We start from the raw sequence: 21970 nt of genomic DNA, 5'->3' as shown, positions 1-21970 counted from the left end.
GCCGGACGGGTTTTCCGCAGTGCGGCGCCTTGATGCGCGGAGAATCGTTCCTAATACAATACCAAAGGATGGGGTCCCGCGCGCCGAGGGCGCGCCTGCGTCCCGATCCGCAGACGCCGGAGAAACGAAGGGAGCGGCCATGCGCATTCAGACGGGCTTCGACATAGCCTTCAAGGTTCAGGCGCCCACGCCGATGATCCTCCAGCTGAACGTCTCGCCGGGGCGGGAGAAGGATCTCGAAGCCGCGGAGGTCATCCGCGCCGATCCGCCCGTCCCGATGACGAGCTACCACGACGTCTTCGGCAACCGCTGCCAGAGGCTGACGGCTCCTCCGGGGATCATCCGCTTCAGCAGCGCCTCGGTGATCCGGGATCCGGGCGTTCCCGACCCCATCGACTGGAGCGCGCCGCAACACGACCTGGCCGACCTGCCGCCCGAGACCCTGCAATTCCTGCTCGGCAGCCGCTATTGCGAGACGGACCGTCTCATGGGCGACGCCTGGGCGCTCTTCGGGCATATTCCTCCCGGCCTGGAGCGCGTGCGGGCGATCTGCGACTTCGCCCATCGGCGGATCGTCTTCAACTACCAGAACGCCCGCAACACCCGCACCGCTCTGGAGGGCTTCAACGAGGGGACCGGCGTCTGCCGCGACTACGCCCATCTGGCGATCACGCTGTGCCGCTGCATGAACATCCCGGCGCGCTACTGCACGGGCTATCTCGGGGACATCGGCGTTCCGGCGGTCCCCGATCCCATGGACTTCAGCGCCTGGTTCGAGGTCTACATGGGCGGGCGCTGGATCACCTTCGACGCCCGGCACAACGTCCCGCGCATCGGACGCATCGTCATGGCCCGCGGCCGCGACGCCACGGATGTCGCCATCGCCACGATCTTCGGGCCGCATCTCCTCAGCAAGTTCGAGGTCACGACCTTCGAACTGCCCGAGACGATCACCGCCTGAGGCGGAGCCCATCCCGCGAAGGGCCCCGCAAACAAGACAGGGAGCGCCCTTTCAGGCGCTCCCTTCATGAATCCCGTCAGGCGGAGGCCGCCAGGCCTCAGCGGCCCTGCTGCTGGCGCAGGATCTGGGCCAGCACGTCGGCGTCGATCTTGCCGTCTCCGTCGGCGTCGAGCATCCCGAGCAGCCCGCCCTGAGCCTTGGGCGCGGCGGTCCGGGCTCCGGTCTGGGCCTGACGCACGCCGGTCAGGCTGCCGAGCAGGTCGTCCATGCTGGGGGCGCCGTTCGGGGCGCGCTGCTGTCCGCCGGTCTGGGCGGGGGCCGCGCGGCCCTGCGGAGCCTGAGGCTGCTGCTGTCCGCCGCCGAGGAGGCTTCCGAGCAGATCCTCGAGCCCGCCGCCCTGCTGGGGGCGCTGCTGAGGCTGGGCCTGACGGGTCTGGGGCTGCTGGGGCTGTCCGCCGCCGAGGAGGCTTCCGAGCAGATCTTCGAGCCCGCCGCCCTGCTGGGGACGCTGCTGGGGCTGGGCCTGACGGGTCTGGGGCTGCTGGGGCTGTCCGCCGCCGAGGAGTCCGCCGAGCAGATCGCCGAGTCCGCCGCCCTGCTGCGCCTGGGGCTGCTGACGCCCCTGAGGCTGTCCGCCGCCGAGCAGGCCGCCCAGAAGGTCTTCGAGCCCCGGCTGACGGGCCTGAGGCTGAGGCTGGCGCGCCTGGGGCTGTCCGCCGCCGAGGAGCCCGCCGAGCAGATCGCCGAGTCCGCCGCCCTGCTGGGGCTGGGGCTGCCGCGCCTGAGGCTGTCCGCCGCCGAGGAGGCCGCCGAGCAATCCGCCGAGTCCGCCGCCGCCCGAGGCCGCGTTCACCAGACCGCCCAGGCCGCCGGATCCGGAATCGCTGCGGGCGCGCTTGGTCATGCCGCCGATCACCATCGAGGCGAGGATGGGCAGCAGCATCTTCACGACGCCCGAGCTCACGCCCGAAGAGAGCGACACGCGCTCCGCGACGTTGCGGCTGACCTCCTTGGAGCCGAAGATCTCGCCGAGGACCGAATCGCCCATGGCCTTGGCCTGAGCGGGCGGCACGGCTTCGGGGCGGTCGTAGAGCTGGTCGTAGCCGCCGCCGCCGCCGAGCGTCTTGAGCAGGGATTCGAGGCCCTGAGCGGAGGAGGCCTGTTGCTTGAAGCCGGTCGAGAGCGCGGGAAGCAGCCCCTTCGCGACGTCGAGCGTCTGTTGTTCGCTCAGGCCGAATTGCCGGCCCACGTCGCCGAGGCCGCGTCCGTTCTGCGCCCCGAGCAGCAAGTCGAGCATGTTCATCGCCAGGATCCTCCCGCCGCCGTCCTTGATCAGCGCCGCGGCCGCGCCGCCCCAGACTTGGCGGATCGGCGACGGGAATCAAGACTCGGCGCCCCGATCCGACGCAAATACAGCCGGGAGTTGTCCGGTCATGGTCAATCCGTCCTGCGCGGCCGGACGGAGGATCGGGCCGAACCGTCAGGGCGCGTCGGAATCGAGGAAATGGCGTCCGTCGCGGCTTTCGACCTCGATGGTCCAGAGGTCGCGGTCCTGCCCGAGCCGCCGCGAGATCCGCGCGTCCACTTCGGCCTCCGGGACGTCCAGGCCCCCGAGCGGCTCCCAGAGGGATTCGCCCTCCGGCCCGTAGATCCGCGTATAGAGCGTGGCGCGTCCGTCCAGACGGGCCACCTTCACCTCCACCGCGCCCGCCTGAGGATCGCCGCGCCGGATCAGCGAGGCGTAGACGCCCGCCGCCTCCAGCCGCGCCAGATAGGCCGAAACCCGGAAATCCGTGCGCAGCCGCGCCATAGGCCGCTCCTCAAGCTCCTGCGGCGTCACTCCCGCAGGCTCCCTACGGCGTAGCCCAGACGCGTCCGCCCCGCAAGACGCACAGGGCGCCAGAGCGGGCCGTCCCCCTCCTCGAACCAGATGTCGAAGACGTAATAGCGTTCGTCGCGCAGGGTCTCGGGCGGGAATCCCGCGATGCGCTCGTAGACGCCCATGCAATGGCGCAAGGGCTTCGACCAGCGCGGCGCGGGGGCTCCGGATTTGGGGTCGGGCGCGGTGAACATCACGTCGTAGCGCCGCGAGCCGTCGAAGACCGGAATCGTGCGCGAGCAGACGTTCCCCGCGCTCAGAGGCAGGAAGCTCGCCACGATGGCCGAGACCGGATCCAGCACGCCGATCTGGTCGCGCCAGGGGGCGGCGTGGGGATTGGGCTCCTTTTCGGGCGGCTCGACCGTCAGGGTGACGGGGCTGGCGCCTTCGAGGGTCATGACGAGGGTCTGGGCGTCGGACTTGCCCTCGAAGCGGGCCTCGTAATAATGGGGATCGAAGGCGCCGAGGCCGTCGCGGGCGCCCTGGGCCTGAGCCTCGGCGCGGCCGCTGAGGAACATCTCCAGCATGCCGCGCGGCTGCATGCGGGCTTCTCCGGCGTAGGTCTCGGGAGTGGTCTGCACCCTCAGCACCGCCTCGCCGATGGAGAGCCCGCCGATGTGGAAGTCATAGACCGCTTCGAGGCTGGCGTCTCCGGGCCCGACGACCGCAGCGCCCTTTTCGCTCGCCTCCGCGCTCCCGGCGGAGGCCAGAACCGCGCCGACTCCCAGCCAGACGCGAAAAGCGGTTGCGGCGCGGCGCCGCTTGGGCCACATGCTGATCTCCACAGGACGCGTTCCTTCCCGAGTTCGGCGCCGCCCCAATCTGTCGCGCCGTGGTGAACAGGTGGTTACGATGAACCCACAAAGCGCCCGTGTCGACAGGGCGGACCCCCTTCCTTCGGCCCCCTCCGCGGAGATCCTGGATCTGGCGGCGCGTCTGCAGGCCGGAGAGCGGCGCGCTCTGGCGCGGGCGGTGACTCTGGTCGAGTCCACCCGCGCCGACCATCGCCGCGCGGCGCGCGCGCTGCTGACGCTGATCGCGCCCCGGACGGGCGGCGCGCTGCGGCTCGGGCTGACGGGCGTGCCGGGCGTGGGCAAGTCCACCTTCATCGAATCCCTGGGCGGCTTCCTGACGGGGCGCGGCCACAAGGTCGCTGTGCTGACGGTGGACCCTTCCTCCAGCCGTTCGGGCGGCTCGATCCTCGGCGACAAGACCCGCATGGAGCGGCTGTCGCGGGATCCTCAGGCCTTCATCCGGCCTTCGCCCTCCAGCGGAGAGCTGGGCGGCGTGGGGCGGCGCTCGCGCGAGGCCATCCTGCTCTGCGAGGCGGCGGGCCATGACGTGGTGATCGTCGAGACGGTGGGCGTCGGGCAATCGGAGACCATGGTCGCGGACATGACCGACGTCTTCCTTCTGCTGCTGGCTCCGGCGGGGGGCGACGAGCTTCAGGGCGTCAAGCGGGGCATCATGGAGCTGGCGGATCTGGTCGCGGTGAACAAGGCCGACGGAGACCTCAAGGCGGCGGCCCAGCGCACCCGCGCCGATTACGCCGGCGCCCTGCGGCTCATGCGCCGCCAGAGGGACGACGCGCCCGGATTCCCCAAGGCCCTCGCGCTGTCGGCCCTTGAGGAGCAGGGCGTGGCCGAGCTCTGGGCGGCGGTGGCCGAACTCGACGGCTGGCGGCGCGAGCATGGGCATCGCGACCAGCGCCGGGGGCGTCAGGGGCTGGTCTGGATGCGCGACGAGATCCGGCGGGGGCTGATGGCGGGCTTCTCCGCCGATCCCGAGAGGCGGACGCGTCTGGCGCGGCTGGAGGCGGAGGTGGCTTCGGGTCGCCTGACGCCGGACGTCGCGGCGGAAGAGGCTCTGGAGGGGCTCTTCTCCTGAAGATCTCCCCGAAGAAGCTGCGCCGTCTGACGCGGCGTCTGGAGAAACGGACCAGGCGCGCGCAGAACTCCTTGCGCGAGGCCGAGCGCGCATTGACTCGCCTCGCGCGGGGGCCATATCGAGGAGATCCCCAGCCGGAGGACTCCCGCCCCATGCCGCAACATACGCTGAAGTCGGACCTCGAAGACAGCATCAGGACCTTCCGCCGCCTTTCGGGAGTCAAGCCGCCGGGCCGTCCTCCGGTGGCGGACCGGGTGGTGCGCATGTGGGGCTGGCTGGTGGCGGCGACCTTCCTGCCGCCGCTCGGCTTCCTCGGGGCGCGCGACGCCTATGGCCTGCGCGACGAGACCCGGGGGCTCATGGCGGGCCAGCATGTCGAGGGCGCGGAGCAGACCTTCTGGCGCTGGCTGATCGCCTGGGGCGTGGGCTGGCTCTTCGCGATCACGGCCATCGGCATTCCGGTGGCGCTGCTGATCTGGCTGGGGGCTCAGGGCTACGTCTTCTTCACGGCGCTGCGCGGGCTGCGCCGGGCCCTGGACGGCAAGCCCTGGCAGGACGACTAGAGATCTCCGCGTCGCGGAGGCGCGGCCGGACGAGGCTCCGGGGCCTCCTCATTCCGCTTCGATGAAGACGCGGTCCACCGTGAAGGAGCCGTCGGGCTCCAGGGCGAAGCGCGCGGCGGTCTCGGCGGCGAGTCCCCGCTGAAGCGCGCGGATCGCCTCGACCTGCACGGCGGGAGTCTTCATCCGCGCCGTCCAGGATCCGAACTCCAGACGCAGGGAATCGCGGTTCAGGGCGAGGGTCCGGAATCCCGCCCGCTCCAGGGCGGCGAGCCAGAAGCTCGGGCGATGGTCGCGGACATGCGAGGGATCGCGCAGAAGCTCCACGGCCTGCAGATGGGTGTCGGCCGCCTCGGCCTCCGGCGCCGAGACGTCGATGAAGACCGCCCGGCCGCCCGGCGCGAGAACCCGCCGCGCCTCGCGGAGCCCCGCCTCGAAGTCTCCCCAGTGATGGGCCGAAAAGCGCGTCGCGAGGAAATCGAATTCTCCGTCGGCGAAGGGCAGGGCCTCCGCGCGGGCGACCTGCGCCGAGAGATTGAGGCAGCCCCTGGACCGTCCCGTCTCCAGCACGGCGGCGGTCATGGCCTCCGAGAGGTCGCAGACGACGACCTCCGCCGCATGAGGCGCCAGCCGGTAGGCCGCATGTCCGCCGCCCGTCCCGAGATCCAGCGCCCGACGCGGCGCGGCCGCTCTGGCGATCTCCTCCAGGCGGTCGAGATCCGCCCCTTGGGCGTGGACCGCGCTGGCGACATAGGCCGCCGCCCGGGGTCCGAACTGATCCCGCACCTGTTCGTCATGCGTGCGCGTCATGGGGCGCGTCATGGAGTGGGCTCCTCGTCTCTGGCGGTTTCGGTCGCGGCGCCCGCCGTCAGGCGGAGGCTCATGCGGTCCGGGCTGCGCTCGTCTTCGGGATCGGCGCCCGAGCTGATCCTCAGGATCAGGGGCGCGCCGGGTCGGGTTTCGCGGAAGGCCTTCAGCACGACCTCGAAGGGCGCGCCCTCCTCCACCGCGCCGGAGGGCGGCGTCTCGCCCAGAGGCTGCGCCACCGCCCGCGCGATGGTCAGGCCGCCATGCTCGGGGGTCAGGGTGACGACCGCCCCCGCTCCGGCGAAGAAGGCGCGCGGCGCTTCTCCGCGCAGGGTCAGGGGCGCCGAGACGGCTTCGCCCGGGGTCAGGCCGAAGATCGCGCCGCTGCGTCCCTCGTCGCTCTGGAGCCGCGTCAGGGCGAGCGGCGCCCCCGCGAAGGCGTCGCGCCAGTCCTCGGCGAGGAGGTCGCGGAAGATCTCCTGAGGGATGAGCGCCTCATATTCGCCCTCCTCGCCCGCGCCGAGGTCGTGCGGGCCGAAATGCAGCGAGATCCCGCCGACGGCCCCCGGCGCGTCGGAGGGCGCGAGGCTGAAGAGCCTCGGCTTGCGCGCGTCCTCGGGCCAGGCCGCTTCGAGCGCCGCGCGGGCTTCGGCCTCCGGAATGCGCAGACGCTCCGCCTTGAGCGGCGCCAGACGCTCCAGCGCCGCCGCCCGCAGGAGCGCCATGGCCGCCGGAGCCTCCTCGGGATCCTCGCCCTCCTCCGCGCCGAAGAGGTCGCCCAGAGTCAGGAGCCGCCCCTGTCCGCGGTCGAAGGCGAAGGTCTCGAGCCGCGCGCGGATCTCGCGGCCGTCATAGGCGGTGACGCGCCGCAGGAGGCTCAGCGCCCGCGCCTCGACGAGTCGGGTCTCGTCCTGGATCTCGAGGCTCCAGCGTTCGAAGGCCGATCCGTCGTTGAGCGCCACGGCGTGGGCTTCCTCGGATTCCTCGCGGGCGCGGCGGAGTTCGGCCTTGGCGGCGTCCAGCAGGATGCGGAAGAAGGCGGGCTCCGCCTCGGCGGCGAGCGTCAGCCGGACCCGGGATTCCAGAGGCTCCTCCGCGCTCTGGAAGGAGAGCGGCGGCTCGGGCGCGAAAGACGCCGCAGCCGCCTCGGAGGCGCGCGCTCCGGCGGAATCGGGAAGACAGAACGCGCAGAACAGCAGGATCGCGGAGAACGGGGGCGGACGCGCGGCGGCCATGGCGGAAGCCTCCCTGAGGGACAAGAGGAAAGGCGGGGCTTCTCCGCAAGATAGAGCCCGTCCGCCAGGATTTCACCCCCCCTGTCCCGACTCGCGCCCTTCTCGCGCCGCCCTCGCGGCCGGAGCCCTCCCCGCGCCCCGAGGCCCCGAAAGGACGCTCCGGCGGGGGCTTGTCCTGAGGTATCCGGATACCAGATTCACAACCATCTGATATTGCGTGGTTTTCCACGACGTTGCGTCGAAAGATCCGCTTGACGCCTTTTCGCGCGCGGCTATATTGCCCGCCAACCGGGGCGCGCGAGCGCCCCGTCCCTGTTTCGCCAATCGTCGGGAGGCTTCCCGACATCGGGACCCAGAGATGAAAACCTTTTCCGCTACGCCTTCCGACATCGAGAAGAAGTGGATCCTGATCGACGCCGAAGGCGTGGTTCTGGGCCGCCTCGCCACGATCGTCGCCAACATCCTGCGCGGCAAGAACAAGCCGAGCTTCACGCCGCACATGGATTGCGGCGACAACGTCATCGTCATCAACGCCGACAAGGTGCAGCTGACCGGACGCAAGCGCGACGACAACCGCTTCTACTGGCACACCGGCTTCCCCGGCGGCATCAAGGAGCGTTCGCCCCGTCAGTATTTCGACTCGGGCAAGGGCGACCGCGTCGTCGAGAACGCCATCCGCCGCATGGTTCCGCGCGGCCCGCTGGGTCGTCAGCAGATGTCGAATCTGCGCGTCTACACCGGCGCCGAGCACAAGCAGGTCGCCCAGCAGCCCGTCGTGCTCGACGTGGCCTCGCTGAATCCGAAGAACACGAGGAACGGCTGATCATGGTTGACGAGATCAAATCGCTGGACGCCCTCCGGGAAGCCGTCGGCGGCGCTCCGGTCGCCGAGGCCGTCGCCGCGCCGAAGCGCGAGCCGGTCAAGGACGCCCTCGGCCGCTCCTACGCCACCGGCCGCCGCAAGAACGCCGTGGCCCGCGTCTGGGTGAAGCCCGGTTCGGGCAAGATCACGGTCAACGGCAAGCCGGTCGAGCAGTATTTCGCGCGCCCCGTGCTGCAGATGGTGGTCAACCAGGCCTTCCAGATCGCCGGCGTGGTGGGCCGCTTCGACGTCATGGCCACGGTGGCCGGCGGCGGCCTTTCGGGTCAGGCGGGCGCGGTGAAGCACGGGCTTTCGCATGCGCTGTCGCTGCAGGAGCCGGAGCTTCGTCCTTCGCTGAAGAAGGCCGGGTTCCTCACCCGCGACTCGCGCGCCGTCGAGCGCAAGAAGTTCGGCCGCGCCAAGGCTCGCCGCAGCTTCCAGTTCTCGAAGCGCTGATCCGCTTCCGGAGCCTTCAGGCTTCCAGAATCGAGCCCGCCCCTTCCGGGGGCGGGTTTTTTCATGGCCGACGCGGGGGCGGAGCCTCTTCACGACGAGCGCAAAAGGCTTCCTCGCCTCGTCTTCGGGAGGCGGCCTGTCGTCAGAGGGCTGCGAAACGCCTTATGCTGCGGCCTCCCGCCTTCACGGAGATTCTCCATGCCCATCGGCGTCTTCGATTCCGGCCTTGGCGGCCTGACGGTGCTGCGCGCCCTGACCGAGGCCGCGCCCTGGCGGCCTTTCGTCTATCTCGGCGACAACGCCAACGCCCCTTACGGCGTGCGTCCGCCCGAAGAGATCTACCGCCTGACCTGCGCGGGCGTGGAGCGGCTCTTCGAGGAGGGCTGTCAGGCGGTGGTCCTCGCCTGCAACACGGCTTCGGCGGCGGCCTTGCGGCGGCTGCAGCAGGAGTGGCTTCCGCAGAGGGCGCCGGAACGGCGGGTGCTGGGCGTCCTGGTCCCGATGGTCGAGGCGCTGACCGGTCGGGACTGGGCGGATCCGCGTCCGCCCGCGCCGCATCCGGTGGGGCCTCTGGAGGTGGCGCTCTTCGCCACGCCCGCCACGGTGGCCAGCGGCGCCTTCGAGCGCGAGGCCGCCAACCGGGCCTCGGATCTGCGGGTGGCCTCAGAGCCCTGCCCCGGCCTCGTGGACGCCCTGGAGGCGGGCGACTGGGCGAAGGCCGACGAGGTGGCGCGGCTCTGCGTGGAGCAGGCGCTCCGGCGGATGCCCTCTCCGGACGCGGCGGTTCTGGCCTGCACGCATTATCCTCTGGCTGAGGCGGCCTTCCGCGCGGCCCTGCCCGCCGGGACGCGGATCTTCGCGCAACCGGCCATCACGGCGGCGAGCCTCGATTCCTGGCTGGCGCGTCATCCGGCCTATCTCGATTCCGACCGCTGGCGCGCGCCGAAGCTGCTGACCACCGGCGACCCGGCCCATGTCTCGGCGACGGCCAACCGCTTCTTCGGTCTTCCCCTCGCTTTCGGCAGGGCCTGAACGCAAGAAGCCCCCCGTCCTGCGACGGGGGGCCCCGAGCTGCGCGGCGCGCCTTCAGCCGGTCACTTGCCGCGATTGGCGATCTGGAAGCGGTCGAAGTTGAACTCGGCGAGCTGCGACCAGAGATACTGCTCGTTCTTGAACTCCATGATCGAATCATGGACCTCCTTGAACAGGGCGTTCTGGGCGCCGGTCTCGGCGTAGACCTCCTTGGCGGCCTTGAAGGCCGCTTCGAGCATCTCGTTGGTGTAGGGGCGCAGCTGGGCGCCGGCGGCGATCAGGCTGCGCAGAGCCGCCGGATTGGAGGCGTCGTACCGCGCGAGGGTGTCGCGGTCGGCCTCGGCGGCGGCGGCGCGGATGGCGCTCTGATAGATCTTGGGCAGCTCGTCCCACTTGCCCTTGTTGACGAAGAGATGCAGCGTCGCGCCGCCCTCCCACCAGCCGGGATAGTAGTAATAGGGCGCGACCTTCACGAAGCCGAGCTTCTCGTCGTCATAGGGCCCGACCCATTCGGCGCCGTCGATGGTGCCGCGCTCCAGCGAGGAGTAGATGTCGCCGCCCGCGATCTGCTGGGGCACCACGCCGAGCTTGGACATCACCTGTCCCGCGAGGCCCGCGATGCGCATCTTCACGCCCTTGAAGTCGTCGAGGGACTTGAACTCCTTGCGGAACCATCCGCCCATCTGGGTGCCGGTGTTGCCGCAGGGCAGACCCACCAGATTGTAGTTGTGATAGAGCTTGTTCAGCAGGTCGTTGCCGCCGCGCTGGGTGTACCAGGCCGACTGCTGACGGGCGTTCAGACCGAAAGGCAGGGCGGTGCCCGCCGCGAAGGTCGGATCCTTGCCGAAATAGTAATAGGAGCAGGTGTGGGCCAGCTCCACGGTGCCGTCGCCGACGGCGTCGGCGGCCTGGAAGGCGTTGACGATCTCGCCCGCCGCGAAGAGCTGCACCTGGAACTTGCCGTCGGTGATGTCGGAAAGGGCCTTCGCGAAGAGCTCGGCGCCGCCGTAGATGATGTCGAGGGATTTCGGGAAGCTGGAGGTCAGGCGCCAGCGCAGCTCGGGCATGGTCTGCGCGAGGGCCGGCGCGGCCAGCGCGGAGGCGGCGAGCCCGACGCCCGCGCCCTGCAGGAATTGACGACGTTTCATCGGCGGATCTCTCCCTGAGACGTTTCTGAGCGCGGGAGGCTCCGGGCGCGGCCCTGGCTTCCTGCGCTGCCTTCGAGGGCGGAATCTCGGGGAGAAAACCGTGGAACGCAAGCGCTTTCACGCTCTTCTTGCGACAGGTCTTACGACAGGGGAAAGCTCCCGGGCCTCACGCCGCGCATTGCGCATCGCCGCGCGAGCGTTCATAACCACCGCCCAAGACGTCTGGAAGAAGACGCGAACACCCTTTCAGGGGAGGTCGGGAATGTTTCTTTCTCTTTCGCGCGCCATCGATTCCGTCAACGGCTGGATCGGCCGCAAGGCGGCCTGGCTCCTGCTGGCGGCCACCGCCATCTCGGCCGGAAACGCCATCATCCGCAAGACGCTGAACACGTCGTCCAACGTCTGGCTGGATGCTCAGTGGATGCTCTTCAGCGCGGTGTTCCTCTTGTGCGCGAGCTGGACGCTGAGGGACAACGAACATGTGCGCATCGACGTCTTGTCGAACCGCTTCAGCAAGCGGACGCGCGACTGGATCGACGTGATCGGCCACGCCTTCGTGCTGATCCCCTTCTGTCTGATCATGATCTGGACCTCCGTTCCCTTCGCCCGGGCCTCCATCGCCACGAACGAGCAGTCCTTCGCGGCGGGCGGCCTGCCGCAATGGCCGATCAAGCTTCTGATGCCCGTCGCCTTCACGCTGCTTCTGCTTCAGGCGATCTCGGAGCTGATCAAGCGGCTGGCGATCCTCAACGGGCGCATGGAGGATCCGGTCCTCGCGGCGGACGCCGCCGAAGCCGAGGTCGAGAGGCTCAAGGCCGCCATCATCGTCGACGAGGCCGACGAGGCCTCTCCCGCCCGCCCCTGACGCCGTCGCGGAGAAAACATCATGGAAACGCGCGGCATGCGCAAGAAGACCACGCTCGGACGCGGCTTGTTCGGGTGGGTGGTTTCGACGGCTCTGGCCATGGCGATGGTCTTCGTCTGGGGGCTTCTCTTCGGGAGCGCCGAGGCGGCCACGGAACCGGGCTTCACGGGCTGGTTCATCCACAACATGGCGCCGATCATGTTCGGCTCGCTCATCATCGTCCTGCTGATGGGCTATCCGGCGGCCTTCTCCCTGGCGGCGAACGGCCTGATCTTCGGCTTCATCGGCATGGAGCTGGGGCTGTTCACGCCCAACTTCTTCAACGCCCTGCCCAACCGCAGCTACGGCGGGGTGATGACGAACGAAGTGCTTCTGGCGGTGCCCTTCTTCACCTTCATGGGCATGATCCTCGAGCGCTCGGGCATGGCGGAGGATCTGCTCGACACGCTGGGCCAGGTCTTCGGCTCGGTGCGGGGCGGGCTCGCCTATGCGGTGATCTTCGTGGGGGCGCTGCTCGCCGCGACGACCGGCGTGGTGGCGGCCTCGGTGATCTCGATGGGGCTGATCTCGCTGCCGATCATGCTGCGCTACGGCTATGACCGGAGGGTGGCCTCGGGCGTGATCGCGGCTTCGGGCACTCTGGCGCAGATCATTCCGCCTTCGCTGGTGCTGATCGTGATGGCCGACCAGCTCGGGCGTTCGGTGGGCGACATGTACGCCGGCGCCTTTCTGCCGGCCATGTGTCTGGTGGGCTTCTACACCCTCTTCATCTTCTTCGTGTCGATGTTCCGGCCCGCGATGCTGCCGGGCCTGCCTCCCGAGGCCATCGGCTTTCGCGAGCCCGACGGCGGACGCGGATTGCGCTCGCTGGGGATTCTCTACGCCCTCGCGGCGGCGGTCGGCTGGATGGCCACCAGCGGCCGCGGGCTCTCCATCGCGGATCACGTGATCCTGGGGCTTCTGGCGGCGATGGTCTTCGCCTCCGTCGTGGCGCTCGCGAACTGGCTGCTGGAGAAGGCGACCGGCAAGCGTTTCCTCTCGGCGATCGCGCAGCGCGTGACCTTCGTGATGGCGCCGCCGCTGTTCCTGATCTTCCTCGTGCTGGGGACGATCTTCCTCGGCGTGGCCACGCCCACCGAGGGCGGCGCCATGGGCGCCATGGGCGCGCTTCTGCTCGCGGGGCTCAAGCGGCTGGCGGACAGGAATCCGCGCCGCCTGAACTACGAGATCGTCAGGCAGGCGCTCTATTCGACGGCCAAGCTTTCGGCCTTCGTGATGTTCATCCTGATCGGCGCGCGCGTCTTCTCGCTGACCTTCTACGGCGTGAACGGGCATCACTGGGTCGAGGAGCTTCTGACCTCGGTGCCGGGCGGCGTGGTGGGCTTCCTGATCGTCGTGAACCTGATGATCTTCTTCCTGGCCTTCTTCCTCGATTATTTCGAGCTGGCCTTCATCATCGTGCCGCTTCTGGTTCCGGCGGCCAACGCTCTGGGCATCGATCTGATCTGGCTCGGGGTGATCCTCTCGGTGAACATGCAGACGAGCTTCCTGCATCCGCCCTTCGGCTTCGCGCTGTTCTTCCTGAGGTCGGTGGCGCCGAAGAAGGAATATACGGATCGCGTCACGGGCAAGCGCATGGCGCCGGTCACCACGCCGCAGATTCTCTGGGGCGCGGCGCCCTACGTGCTGATCCAGCTGGTGATGGTCGCGATCATCTGCATCTTCCCCGGCCTGGTGATGCACTACAAGAGCGGCCAGACCCAGCTCGACGAGGCGGCCATGCAGCAGCAGCTCGACAATCTCGCGCCCTCGATGGATTTCGAGATGCCCGGCCTCGATTTCGGGACGCCCAACCTCGATTGAGCCCCCTTGCGAGGATATGGAGAAAGGAAGACCCGCCTCCGACGAGGCGGGTTTTTTCTTTCTTCTTGTTCTTGTTCCTTTTCGAGGGGCTCAGAGCCGCGTGAAGATCAGATAATGCTGCGGGCGTCCGGCGGCCTTGGCCTTGGCTTCGTAGCGCGTGCCGGGCCAGTTCTCCCAGGGGCGCGACCAGTCGGCGCGCGTGTCGGGATGGACGGCGAAATCCTTGCGCCCCTCCAGCATCTTCAGGCTGCGCGACGCGTAGTCGACGATGTCGGTCGCGAGGCGCAGTTCTCCGCCCGGCTCGAGGACGCGCGCCATGGCGTCGAGATTGGCCTCCGAGACGAAGCGCCGCTCCTCATGGCGCCGCTTGGGCCAGGGATCGGGATAGAGCAGATAGATCCGCTCCAGAGAGGCCTCCGGCAGGGCGTCGAGCACGGCGCGGGCGTCTCCGGCCGCGAGCCGCAGATTCTCCGCGCCGCCGCGCCGCGCGAGATCCGCCAGAAGCTTGGCGACTCCTTGCGCGAAATGCTCGCAGCCGATGAATCCCACCTCCGGCTCCGCGAGGGCGCAGGCCACGAGATGCTCGCCTCCGCCGAAGCCGATCTCCATGCGCAGGGATCTCGCTTCGGGAAAGAGCGCCGCCGGATCCAGCGGCGGCGGCGGCGCGACGGGAGATCCGCCCGCCGAGATCGCCTCCGGCTCGAAGCCCGGCAGCGAGAGGCGGGGCAGATCCTCGCTCATGCGGCTCTGCTGCCCGGCGCGCAGAGGACGCCCCTTGCGTCGGCCGTAGAGATTGCGGAAAGGCCTGGCCGCCGGATCGGCTTCGAGGCCCCCGGACGGCGGAGAACCGGATTCTGTCGCGGTCATGGACGGGCGGCTCCTGGATCGGCCGCGCCCCGGACCCGGACGCCGCCTTCTTCGGATCGGCGCGCTCCGGAAAGCCGGACCGCGCCCGGTGGCCGGAGGACTCCCCCGGTCGGCGGGCGTCCGTCTCCGGCTCCGGGAGGGCCCCATACGCCGCCTGCGGCCCGGACGCAAGAGCGGGCTCCAGGACGTCAGGCGTCGAAAACCATGTTTTTTAGCGAATTTCTAAAGCCGGGCGCGGAGGATGCCATATCCCGCGCTAATCCGAGGCGAGTCGATGCCCAGACTTCCGCATTCCACCATCCGCTCTTTCCTGTTGCGTCGCCGCGGCGCGACGGCGGTGGAGTTCGCCTTCATCATCGGCCCGCTTCTGGCGCTGATCCTCGGCGTGGTCGAGGTTTCGGTCGCGCACATGAACAACTCCCGGCTCCAGACCTCGACGCAGAAGATCGTGCGCTTCGTCGAGACCGGCGAGGGCAGATGCGCGCCTCAGGAGGAGGTGCGCGATCTGTTCTGCTCCTATCTGGGCATCCACGACTCGCCTTCCTGCACCGGGAAGGTGCGCATCCTGGTGATGCCCCTCCCGGATCTTCTGGCGCGGCAGAACGTCTCCTTCGATCAGGCCAGCAACGCCTACGAACCGGGCGTCGGCGGCGACCGGATGGGCGTGCGGGCGATCCAGAAGCACCGCGTCTTCTTCCCCTATCTGGGCGCTCTTCTGGGCGCGGATTCGGGGGGATCGGGAGGCGGCGGCGGATCTTCTGGCTCGCAGCACATGTACATGCAGGCGACCCAGATCTTCAAGAACGAGCCCTTCAACTCCGAGACCCCCTGCGCAAGCTAGAGCGTCGTCCGGCGGAGCCGGAAGGCTTCGCGTCGCGAGAATGCGACCTTACGAGACCTGGGAGCCCCCGGACGATCCGGCAGGATCGGACAAGGCTCCAGGAGACCCGCCCGCCGCCCCCGCCCCGCAGCCGTCCGAGAGCAGAGACCATGCCCATCAAACGCCCAGACCTCAGGCTCTTGCGCCGTTTCCGCCGAAGCCGCCGCGGCATCGCCGCGCTGGAGTTCGCGCTTCTCTCGCCGCTGCTGGTGCTGCTTCTGCTCGGCTCGACCGAGGTGACGCATCTCATCTGGGCGAGCGGCCGCCTGAACGCCACCACGGCCTCGGTCGGCAACGTGCTGACCCAGGAGCGCACCCTGACCAACGCGAGCTTCGGCGAGATCGTGGGCAGTTCGCCGACGGTCATGGCTCCCTACGGGAACGCCAGCCTGAAGTTTCAGGTGATCTCGGCGGTGGCCTGCTATCAGGCGGGGGCGCCCACGACGCCGATCTACGTCGTCTCCTGGAGCCGGGGATGGGACGGGGCTCAGGCGAACTCCGCTTCCTATCTCGGGCAGACGGGGCAATATCCGGTCGCCACCCGCCTCAACTCGACCGATCTGAGCCATCTTCTGGCGGGCATGGCCCTGCCTCCCGGAGACAGCGTGATCATCGTGCGCGGCGAATTCACCTACGAGCCGAAAAGCGGTCTGGTGATGGGCGGCCTGCTGGCGGGCTCCTCGGTCCGGCACATGAAGAAATACGTCACCTATCAGCCCCGCATCGCGCGTCGGCTCTATTTCGAGGGCGTGGAGTCCAATCCGCAGAAGACCTGCGAAACCGGCCTGCTGATGGAGGGCTAAGCCCTCCGCCGGGATCGCGCCCGGACAAGGCGGCTCCGGAGCCTCAGGACGACCCGACCCGACCTGGCCGCAAGAGGCTCCAGGCTGCGACTTCCTCGAACCCCGGCGCGCCCTGCGTCGGGGTTCCTTTTCGTGGAGGCTCCGGCCCGGGGCTCGCGCTCGGCCTCCGGCGCGGCGCGCAGGGGGGCCCGGACGCCCTCGCGGAGGCGGAGGCCATGGCCCCGGCGCCCCCCCCCGGACAAGCCCCGGACAAGCCCCGGACGGGGACCCGGGCCGCCGGGCGGACAGGAAAAAGGCGCCCTCCTCGCCCGCAAGGGGGTCGGAGAGCGCCGCGAAATCCCATGGAGATCCCATGGTGGGGGGAGGAAGGCCCGGGCTTCAGGCCGAAGGATCTCCGCCGCCCTGACGACGCGCCTCCTGCGCCTCCTCGCGGGCGGGGGCCTCGCCGGAAGCTCCCCCGGAGGCCCGGGCGGACTCCCCCGAGCGTCCTTCGGCGCGGGCGGCCTCATGGAGCCAGATCGTATCCGCGCGGCTCTCGGCGGAGGCCTCCTCCGAAGGCTGGAGTCCGTCGGGCGCGCGCCGGGCGCGGTCGGCGCCCTCGGGACCCGCCGGAGGCGGCTCGGGCTCCCAGCCCTCCGGCGGACGATAGCGCAGGATCGGGAAGAGGCGCGTCAGCCAGGAAAGCGCGCCATGGCGCTCCACCCAGAGCGCATAGCGCACATAGACCGGATCGCGCGACAGATGACGCTCCTCGCTCCAGGCGCGGATGGCGTAGATGAGGTTCACCCCCAGCAGACGCAGACAGCGCGCCGCCGCCGGAAGCCAGTAGCCCCGCCAGACGCCGTAGCGCGCGCCCATCAGAAAGGGCGTGAGGAAAGGCAGGGTCTCGACCCACCAGCTCAGGTTCTTGCTGACGTAGGCCGGATGACGGCTGTAGCGGTAAGGCCCGTTGGTGACGATCCCGCGATGGGTGAGGTTCGAGAAGCGCAGCCCGAAGGACACCGAAGCCCAGGCGTAGATTCCCATCAGCCCGAGAATCAGCGCCGAACAGATCCCGAGCAGCACCGGATGGCCCGCGAAGAGCAGCCGCCAGTCGGATTCGGTGCGATAGGCCAGATATTCCGGCCCGACCGCGTTCCAGAAGGGCGGATAGCAGACCAGCGTCCAGAACCAGCCCTGAGCGGTGGGCTCGGCGGAGCGGATGTGCGAATCGATGAGGCGCAGCGTCAGGGCGTAGCCCACCACGATGCAGCCCACGTCGATCAGCAGCAGATAGTCGTAGATCAGGAAGTGCAGCCCGAGCAGATCGAGGTTCTCGATGGGCGGCCGGCCGCGCAGACCCACGAGATTGTCATGCAGCCCCGAGAACATCAGCGGCAGGAAGAAGCCCTTCACCAGCCAGCCGAGGGCGTATTGCCGGATCTTCTCGGGATCCACGCCCGGCCGCCCGAGCAGCAGCGCGCCGAAGGCCCATGTCCCGTCTTCGGGCTGACGCATCCGCCCGTCGAGCATCCAGACGTAGAAGGGCGAGACCGCCGCCAGAGGCAGGATCAGCGCCGAGACCGCCGCGAAGAAGGGCTTGTACATCCCGGCGGCGTATTGCGGAAAGAGCCGGTAGAGCAAGGCGATGATCGCGAGGGTGGCCCAGAAGCCGAAGAGCTTGACGGCGATGCGGCCCCAGTTCGCCGGACGCGGCGGCGAATCCCAGTCGAGGCCCGCCGAGGGCGAGCGATGAGGCCTCATGCGCCAGCGTTCGAGCAGGGCCACGGGCAGCGCGTAGCTCGCGCAGAGCAGGAAGGCGGCGGGCAGCGACTCCATGTCGGAGCCGCGCAGCCAGACCGCCGTCGCCAGAAAGCAGCCGACCGCGAAGATCTGGATGCGCTGCGACACCACGGAGGCGGGGCGCGTCAGGGGAATGGACATGAAGCCCTCGAAAACCGGAAGCTGTTCCGGCTCTTGTACGGCCCAGGTCAGAAACAGAGCGTTAAGGCCTCAGGAGAGGTTGAGCCTCAGGGCCGCCGCCGCCGCAACCGGCGCCAGAGCCATCGAGCCCAGGCTGATCGCGGCGCCGATGGCCAGCATGGGCCAGGGATCCGTCCCGAGGACCGCCGCCTCCACCGCCAGAGCCCCGAAGATCAGCGTGGGCACGTAAAGCGGCAGCACCAGAAGGCTGGTCAGCAAGCCCCCCCGCTTGAGGCCCGCCGTCAGGGCCGCCCCGATGGAGCCGATGAAGGACAAGGCGGGCCCTCCCGCCAGCATGGAGAGCACGAGCGTCGGCGTCGCCTCGGCGGGCAGCCGCAGCAGAAGCCCCGCCAGAGGCGCCACGAGCAGGAAAGGCGCGCCCGTCGTCAGCCAGTGCGCGAAGGCCTTGACGAAGACCGTCGCCTCCAGAGGCGCAGGCGCCAGGGCCAGATGATCCAGCGTTCCGTCCTCGACGTCGGGCTGGAAGATGCGCTCCAGCGTCAGCAGAGCCGCCAGCAGGGCCCCCAGCCAGACCAGTCCCGGCGCCACCCGCGCCAGAGCCGCAGGATCCGGACCGATCCCCAGAGGCGCCAGAGTCACGAAGATCAGATAGAAGGCCACGCCCAGACCCGCCCCCCCGCCCGACCGCAACGCCAGAGCCAGATCCCGCCGCAGCACGGCGCCCAGAGCCCGCATCATGTTTCCACCTTCGTCAGGATTCGGCCTCGCCGGGATTCGGCCTCACCAGGATTCGGCCTCCGCCGCTTCGGGAGACCCGGAAGGCCCCGGCGTCAGCTCGAAGCTCCGCGCGCCGGACAGCCCCAGATCCAGATGAGTCGCCGCGAGAATCGCGCCGCCCCGCGCCAGATGTCCCTTCATGGCCTCCACGAGCGCCGCCGTCGAGGCCGCGTCGAGCGCCGTGGTCGGCTCGTCGAGCAGCCAGACCGGACGATCCGTCAGGAGCAGCCGCGCCAGACCCAGACGCCGCCTCTGCCCCGCCGAGAGATGCCGCGCCGGAGCCTCCGCCAGGCTGTCGAGATGAAAGGCCCGCAAGGCCTCGGGGATGCGGGCGCGGTCTCCGCCGAGCAGATCGGCGTGGAATCGCAGCGCCTCCAGCGGCGTCTCCGGGAGCTTCAGGGAATCGAGATGCCCCGCATAGGCCAGAGCCGCCTGAGCGGCGGCGGGAGTCTCGCGCAGGTCATGGCCGCCGATCCGCGCGACGCCGCCCGCGATGGGGCAAAGCCCCGCCAGAGCCCGCAGCAGCGTCGATTTCCCCACGCCGTTGGGCCCGCGCAGAATCGCGGCCTCGCCCGCCCCGAGCCTCAGGCTCGCGCCGCTCACCACGCGGCGTCCGGCGCGGCGGATCTCCAGCGCCTCGACCTCGATCAGGGCCGACCTCTCCGCTCCCTCCACAGACGCCCTCCGCGCAAAGGAAACCTCCGCGGACCAGAGATCCGCGGAGGCGCTTCTAACCGAAATCCTCCGCGAGGGCGCGAGTTTCTCGCCCGTCCTGCGGCTTGCGGCTCAGCTTCCGCGCGCCGAAGGGCAGGTCGGACGCCAGGCCTGTCCGGCCACGCCCCAGCGGTAGTCGAGCGGCGCATGCGGATCCGAGGCCACGCGCCTGGCCTCGACGGCCTCGCGCAGCTGACGCAGATCCATCCGGCGTCCGCCCATGTAGTCGAAGGGCACGGCGCAGGCGGCGATCATCTCCTCGTCGTTCAGGGCGCCGCCGCCCCGCGCGAAGACCGACTGGATCGCCCTTTTGGCGGGGAAGTCCTGGGCGCCCCACTGGGGATCCTGCGTCAGGGTCTGGAGGACGCGGAAATGTCCGGCCAGCTTGGCGTCGCGGGTGGGGGTGGAGTATTCGCCGTATTCGCCCGCGCCGAAGCAGCTGGAGCCGTGGTTCTCCTCCTTGCGGCGCAGGGCGTCGAGGGCGATGTTGACCACGTCCACGCGCTGGATCGCGTAATTGCAGAGCGTGCCGAAGAGGCGTTCGGCCTTCTGGGGGAAGGTCTCCTGGATCTTCGCGAGGGCCTCCTGGGTGGCCATGGCGAAGGCCGACCAGTCGCCGCCCACCGATTTCGCCACGCTCCATTGCTCCAGGCTGGCGCCGGGCACCCGCGCCGGAGCCGTGCGCAGATGGGCTTCGGGCTTGAAGCGGCGATAGCCGTCGCGGTTGCTGGCGTCCTTGGGCACTTCGGAGGGGAAGTTGTCGACGACGGCCATGGGGCGCCAGGCCTTGGGGCTGGAGGCCGAAAGGGTGGTCATGGCGCCGGTCGGGGCGATGTCCTTGACGATGTAGGCGTGAGTCCCGGGGATCAGGTAGATGTCGCCCGGACGCACCTCCGAGAGCGCCACCGGATAGGTGTCGTTGACCAGAGACCAGGTGACGGTCGCTTCGTTCACATGCTCGATGAAGGCGCGCAGCTTCTGCTGGTCGTCATAGACGGGGCCCTGATAGGTGGTCCATCTGCCGTCGTCCTGCTCCTCGCGGAGGGTCGGGCGATAGTTGTCCCAGCGGGTCGTCTCGTTGCTGAGCACGCCCTTGCCGCCCGGCGCGTTGATGACGAAGGGCAGGCCGTTCCTGTGGGCGAAGAGGATGCGCATGGTGTAGATGGCGTCGGCGCAATCCAGCTCCAGGCCGAAGGTCAGGCGGTCGGCGGAGTTGTGGAAGTAATCCTTGTGGAAGGCGTCGCGGACCCAGTCCACATAGAGGCGCTCCCAGTTCTCGTCCCACTGGTTGGTCGCGGTCCAGACGGCCGCCTCCGTCTTCTGGGGCGCTGCGAGGGCCGCCGCGCCGAGCGCGAGCAGGCTGGCGAAGAATCGGGCGAAACGGCGGGGCTGACGGGGCTGGCGCATGGGGGGAGCGGCCTCGGCTGGGATCTGCGGAGAAGGACCGGCGCGCAGGGCGCGGGAGTCCATTGATTTTGGCGCGAAGATGCCGAAAAACCCTTGCAGCCGCAAGGCTCACGCCCGCCGCCCTCTTCACAAGCGATCACGAAGTCGCAGGAAGGACGCAGGCTCCGCAGCCGGAGGACGCGGCCTTCGAAGCGCCTCCCGGCCGCCCCATCCCTTCAGGAGTCCCGGACATGACCGAAGCCCCCGCCTTCTTCGCCGCCCCCGACGGACGCCGTCTCGCCCATGTCCGCCGCGCGGCCTCCGCGGCGCAGGCCGGAAGGCCGGGCGTGGTCTTCCTCGGGGGCTTCCAGTCGGACATGACCGGCTCCAAGGCCCTGGCTCTGGACGCCTGGGCCCTCCGCGAGGGCCGCGCCTTCCTGCGCCTCGACTACACCGGACATGGCGCCTCCTCGGGGCTCTTCGAGGAAGGATGCCTCGGCGACTGGGCCCGCGACGCCCTCGACCTCTTCGACGCCCTGACCGAAGGCCCGCAGATTCTCGTCGGCAGTTCGATGGGCGGCTGGATCGGGCTTCTGCTGGCGCGCGCCCGTCCGGAGCGCGTGGCGGGCTTCCTCGGCGTGGCGGCGGCCCCCGACTTCACAGAGGATCTCGTCGCCCGCCGCATGACCGCCGCCCAGCACGCCGAAATGGCGGCGCAAGGGCGCGTCGTGGTGCGCAATCCCCATGATCCGGAGCGTCCGACCGTCTACACCCGCCGCCTGATCGAGGACGGTCGGGAGAATCTGGTGTTGCGCTCTCCTCTGGCGATCTCCGGCCCGGTCCGCCTGCTCCAGGGGACGGCCGATTCGGAAGTGCCCGTCTCGACGGCGCTCGCCCTGCTGGAGCATCTGGAGAGCCCCGACGCGCGGTTGATCCTGATCCGGGGCGCCGGGCATCGCCTGAGCGAACCGGCCGAACTCGCGCTGCTGGAGGAAACCCTGAAGGAGATCGACGCGCTTTCGTGATCGCTCCGGAATGGCACGCGCCCCGCCGCCCGAGGCGGCGC

Annotated in this window: 22 protein-coding genes; 11 read left to right on the top strand and 11 right to left on the bottom strand. The window is 69.6% G+C overall.

Translation table 11 applies throughout. From position 1 onward, the window contains the following. Positions 1 to 139 precede the first annotated feature (139 nt). Positions 140 to 961 (top strand): transglutaminase family protein, encoded by an 822-nt coding sequence (locus PHN62_RS10115; RefSeq protein WP_300149910.1) that lies wholly within the window; start codon positions 140 to 142, stop codon positions 959 to 961. Between the two features lie 97 nt (positions 962 to 1058). Here the strand turns inward: PHN62_RS10115 and PHN62_RS10110 are convergent, their stop codons facing one another. The 3 genes from PHN62_RS10110 to PHN62_RS10100 all read right to left on the bottom strand — a co-directional run bounded on the left by PHN62_RS10110 (position 1059) and on the right by PHN62_RS10100 (position 3613). After that, positions 1059 to 2264 carry a DUF937 domain-containing protein gene (locus PHN62_RS10110; RefSeq protein WP_300149907.1) on the bottom strand — a complete coding sequence of 402 codons (1206 nt, stop codon included), beginning with the start codon at positions 2262 to 2264 and terminating at the stop codon, positions 1059 to 1061. Positions 2265 to 2441: 177 nt separating this feature from the next. Beyond that, positions 2442 to 2771, bottom strand: coding sequence for a DUF1491 family protein (locus PHN62_RS10105; RefSeq protein ID WP_300149905.1), 330 nt, complete (start codon positions 2769 to 2771; stop codon positions 2442 to 2444). Between the two features lie 26 nt (positions 2772 to 2797). Beyond that, a complete protein-coding gene (locus PHN62_RS10100; protein WP_300149902.1) occupies positions 2798 to 3613 on the bottom strand; it encodes a DUF3108 domain-containing protein in 816 nt (271 codons plus the stop codon). Between the two features lie 79 nt (positions 3614 to 3692). Here PHN62_RS10100 and meaB point away from each other — a divergent pair, with 79 nt between their 5' ends. Both meaB and PHN62_RS10090 read left to right on the top strand, forming a co-directional pair. Next, on the top strand, positions 3693 to 4727 hold the full coding sequence (gene meaB / locus PHN62_RS10095) for a methylmalonyl Co-A mutase-associated GTPase MeaB (protein WP_300149899.1): 1035 nt from the start codon (positions 3693 to 3695) through the stop codon (positions 4725 to 4727). Between the two features lie 152 nt (positions 4728 to 4879). Then, positions 4880 to 5290, top strand: a complete 411-nt coding sequence (locus tag PHN62_RS10090) for a hypothetical protein (protein WP_300149897.1) — start codon at positions 4880 to 4882, stop codon at positions 5288 to 5290. Positions 5291 to 5338: 48 nt separating this feature from the next. Here PHN62_RS10090 and PHN62_RS10085 read toward each other — a convergent pair whose 3' ends face one another. Both PHN62_RS10085 and PHN62_RS10080 read right to left on the bottom strand, forming a co-directional pair. Then, a complete protein-coding gene (locus tag PHN62_RS10085) occupies positions 5339 to 6109 on the bottom strand; it encodes a class I SAM-dependent methyltransferase (protein ID WP_300149895.1) in 771 nt (256 codons plus the stop codon). Beyond that, positions 6106 to 7329: a hypothetical protein gene (locus tag PHN62_RS10080; protein WP_300149893.1), complete on the bottom strand. Its 1224-nt coding sequence runs from the start codon at positions 7327 to 7329 to the stop codon at positions 6106 to 6108. Before PHN62_RS10080 ends, PHN62_RS10085 begins: the two co-directional genes overlap by 4 nt. Positions 7330 to 7687: 358 nt before the next feature. Here PHN62_RS10080 and rplM point away from each other — a divergent pair, with 358 nt between their 5' ends. The 3 genes from rplM to PHN62_RS10065 all read left to right on the top strand — a co-directional run bounded on the left by rplM (position 7688) and on the right by PHN62_RS10065 (position 9678). Further along, the gene (rplM, locus tag PHN62_RS10075; protein WP_300149891.1) at positions 7688 to 8152 is read left to right on the top strand and encodes a 50S ribosomal protein L13; all 465 of its coding nucleotides are present in this window, start codon (positions 7688 to 7690) and stop codon (positions 8150 to 8152) included. A 2-nt stretch (positions 8153 to 8154) separates the two neighbouring features. Further along, on the top strand, positions 8155 to 8646 hold the full coding sequence (gene rpsI / locus PHN62_RS10070) for a 30S ribosomal protein S9 (protein WP_300149888.1): 492 nt from the start codon (positions 8155 to 8157) through the stop codon (positions 8644 to 8646). A 198-nt stretch (positions 8647 to 8844) separates the two neighbouring features. After that, on the top strand, positions 8845 to 9678 hold the full coding sequence (locus tag PHN62_RS10065) for a glutamate racemase (protein WP_300149885.1): 834 nt from the start codon (positions 8845 to 8847) through the stop codon (positions 9676 to 9678). Between the two features lie 62 nt (positions 9679 to 9740). On the opposite strand, the gene PHN62_RS10060 is transcribed toward PHN62_RS10065, so the two are convergent. Then, a complete protein-coding gene (locus PHN62_RS10060) occupies positions 9741 to 10826 on the bottom strand; it encodes a TRAP transporter substrate-binding protein (RefSeq protein ID WP_300149882.1) in 1086 nt (361 codons plus the stop codon). Positions 10827 to 11088: 262 nt separating this feature from the next. On the opposite strand from PHN62_RS10060, the gene PHN62_RS10055 reads away from it, so the two are divergent. Together PHN62_RS10055 and PHN62_RS10050 are read left to right on the top strand one after the other, a co-directional pair. Continuing rightward, positions 11089 to 11691: a TRAP transporter small permease subunit gene (locus PHN62_RS10055; protein WP_300149880.1), complete on the top strand. Its 603-nt coding sequence runs from the start codon at positions 11089 to 11091 to the stop codon at positions 11689 to 11691. A gap of 21 nt (positions 11692 to 11712) precedes the next feature. Then, on the top strand, positions 11713 to 13554 hold the full coding sequence (locus tag PHN62_RS10050) for a TRAP transporter large permease subunit (RefSeq protein WP_300149877.1): 1842 nt from the start codon (positions 11713 to 11715) through the stop codon (positions 13552 to 13554). Between the two features lie 90 nt (positions 13555 to 13644). On the opposite strand, the gene trmB is transcribed toward PHN62_RS10050, so the two are convergent. After that, a complete protein-coding gene (gene trmB / locus PHN62_RS10045) occupies positions 13645 to 14421 on the bottom strand; it encodes a tRNA (guanosine(46)-N7)-methyltransferase TrmB (RefSeq protein ID WP_300149874.1) in 777 nt (258 codons plus the stop codon). 274 nt (positions 14422 to 14695) lie between these two features. Between trmB and PHN62_RS10040 the strand changes: the two genes are divergently transcribed. Continuing rightward, positions 14696 to 15262: a TadE/TadG family type IV pilus assembly protein gene (locus PHN62_RS10040; protein ID WP_300149871.1), complete on the top strand. Its 567-nt coding sequence runs from the start codon at positions 14696 to 14698 to the stop codon at positions 15260 to 15262. 149 nt (positions 15263 to 15411) lie between these two features. Further along, complete coding sequence (locus PHN62_RS10035) at positions 15412 to 16104, top strand: TadE/TadG family type IV pilus assembly protein (RefSeq protein ID WP_300149868.1); 693 nt, start codon at positions 15412 to 15414, stop codon at positions 16102 to 16104. A gap of 378 nt (positions 16105 to 16482) precedes the next feature. Here PHN62_RS10035 and PHN62_RS10030 read toward each other — a convergent pair whose 3' ends face one another. The 4 genes from PHN62_RS10030 to PHN62_RS10015 all read right to left on the bottom strand — a co-directional run bounded on the left by PHN62_RS10030 (position 16483) and on the right by PHN62_RS10015 (position 20925). Beyond that, positions 16483 to 18027, bottom strand: coding sequence for an isoprenylcysteine carboxylmethyltransferase family protein (locus PHN62_RS10030; RefSeq protein WP_300149866.1), 1545 nt, complete (start codon positions 18025 to 18027; stop codon positions 16483 to 16485). A gap of 69 nt (positions 18028 to 18096) precedes the next feature. Continuing rightward, positions 18097 to 18753 (bottom strand): heme exporter protein CcmB, encoded by a 657-nt coding sequence (gene ccmB, locus PHN62_RS10025; protein ID WP_300150002.1) that lies wholly within the window; start codon positions 18751 to 18753, stop codon positions 18097 to 18099. A gap of 54 nt (positions 18754 to 18807) precedes the next feature. After that, positions 18808 to 19479 carry a heme ABC exporter ATP-binding protein CcmA gene (ccmA, locus tag PHN62_RS10020; RefSeq protein ID WP_300149863.1) on the bottom strand — a complete coding sequence of 224 codons (672 nt, stop codon included), beginning with the start codon at positions 19477 to 19479 and terminating at the stop codon, positions 18808 to 18810. 111 nt (positions 19480 to 19590) lie between these two features. Further along, entirely contained in the window at positions 19591 to 20925 is a 1335-nt protein-coding gene (locus PHN62_RS10015; RefSeq protein WP_300149861.1) for a hypothetical protein, read from the bottom strand. A gap of 230 nt (positions 20926 to 21155) precedes the next feature. Between PHN62_RS10015 and PHN62_RS10010 the strand changes: the two genes are divergently transcribed. Next, positions 21156 to 21929: an alpha/beta fold hydrolase gene (locus PHN62_RS10010; protein WP_300149858.1), complete on the top strand. Its 774-nt coding sequence runs from the start codon at positions 21156 to 21158 to the stop codon at positions 21927 to 21929. Positions 21930 to 21970: the final 41 nt, after the last annotated feature.

Source organism: Neomegalonema sp. (assembly GCF_028688855.1).
GTDB lineage: Bacteria > Pseudomonadota > Alphaproteobacteria > Rhodobacterales > Rhodobacteraceae > Neomegalonema.
The sequence above is the reverse complement of the archived record's forward strand: the minus strand, read 5'-3'. Positions and strand labels throughout refer to the sequence as shown.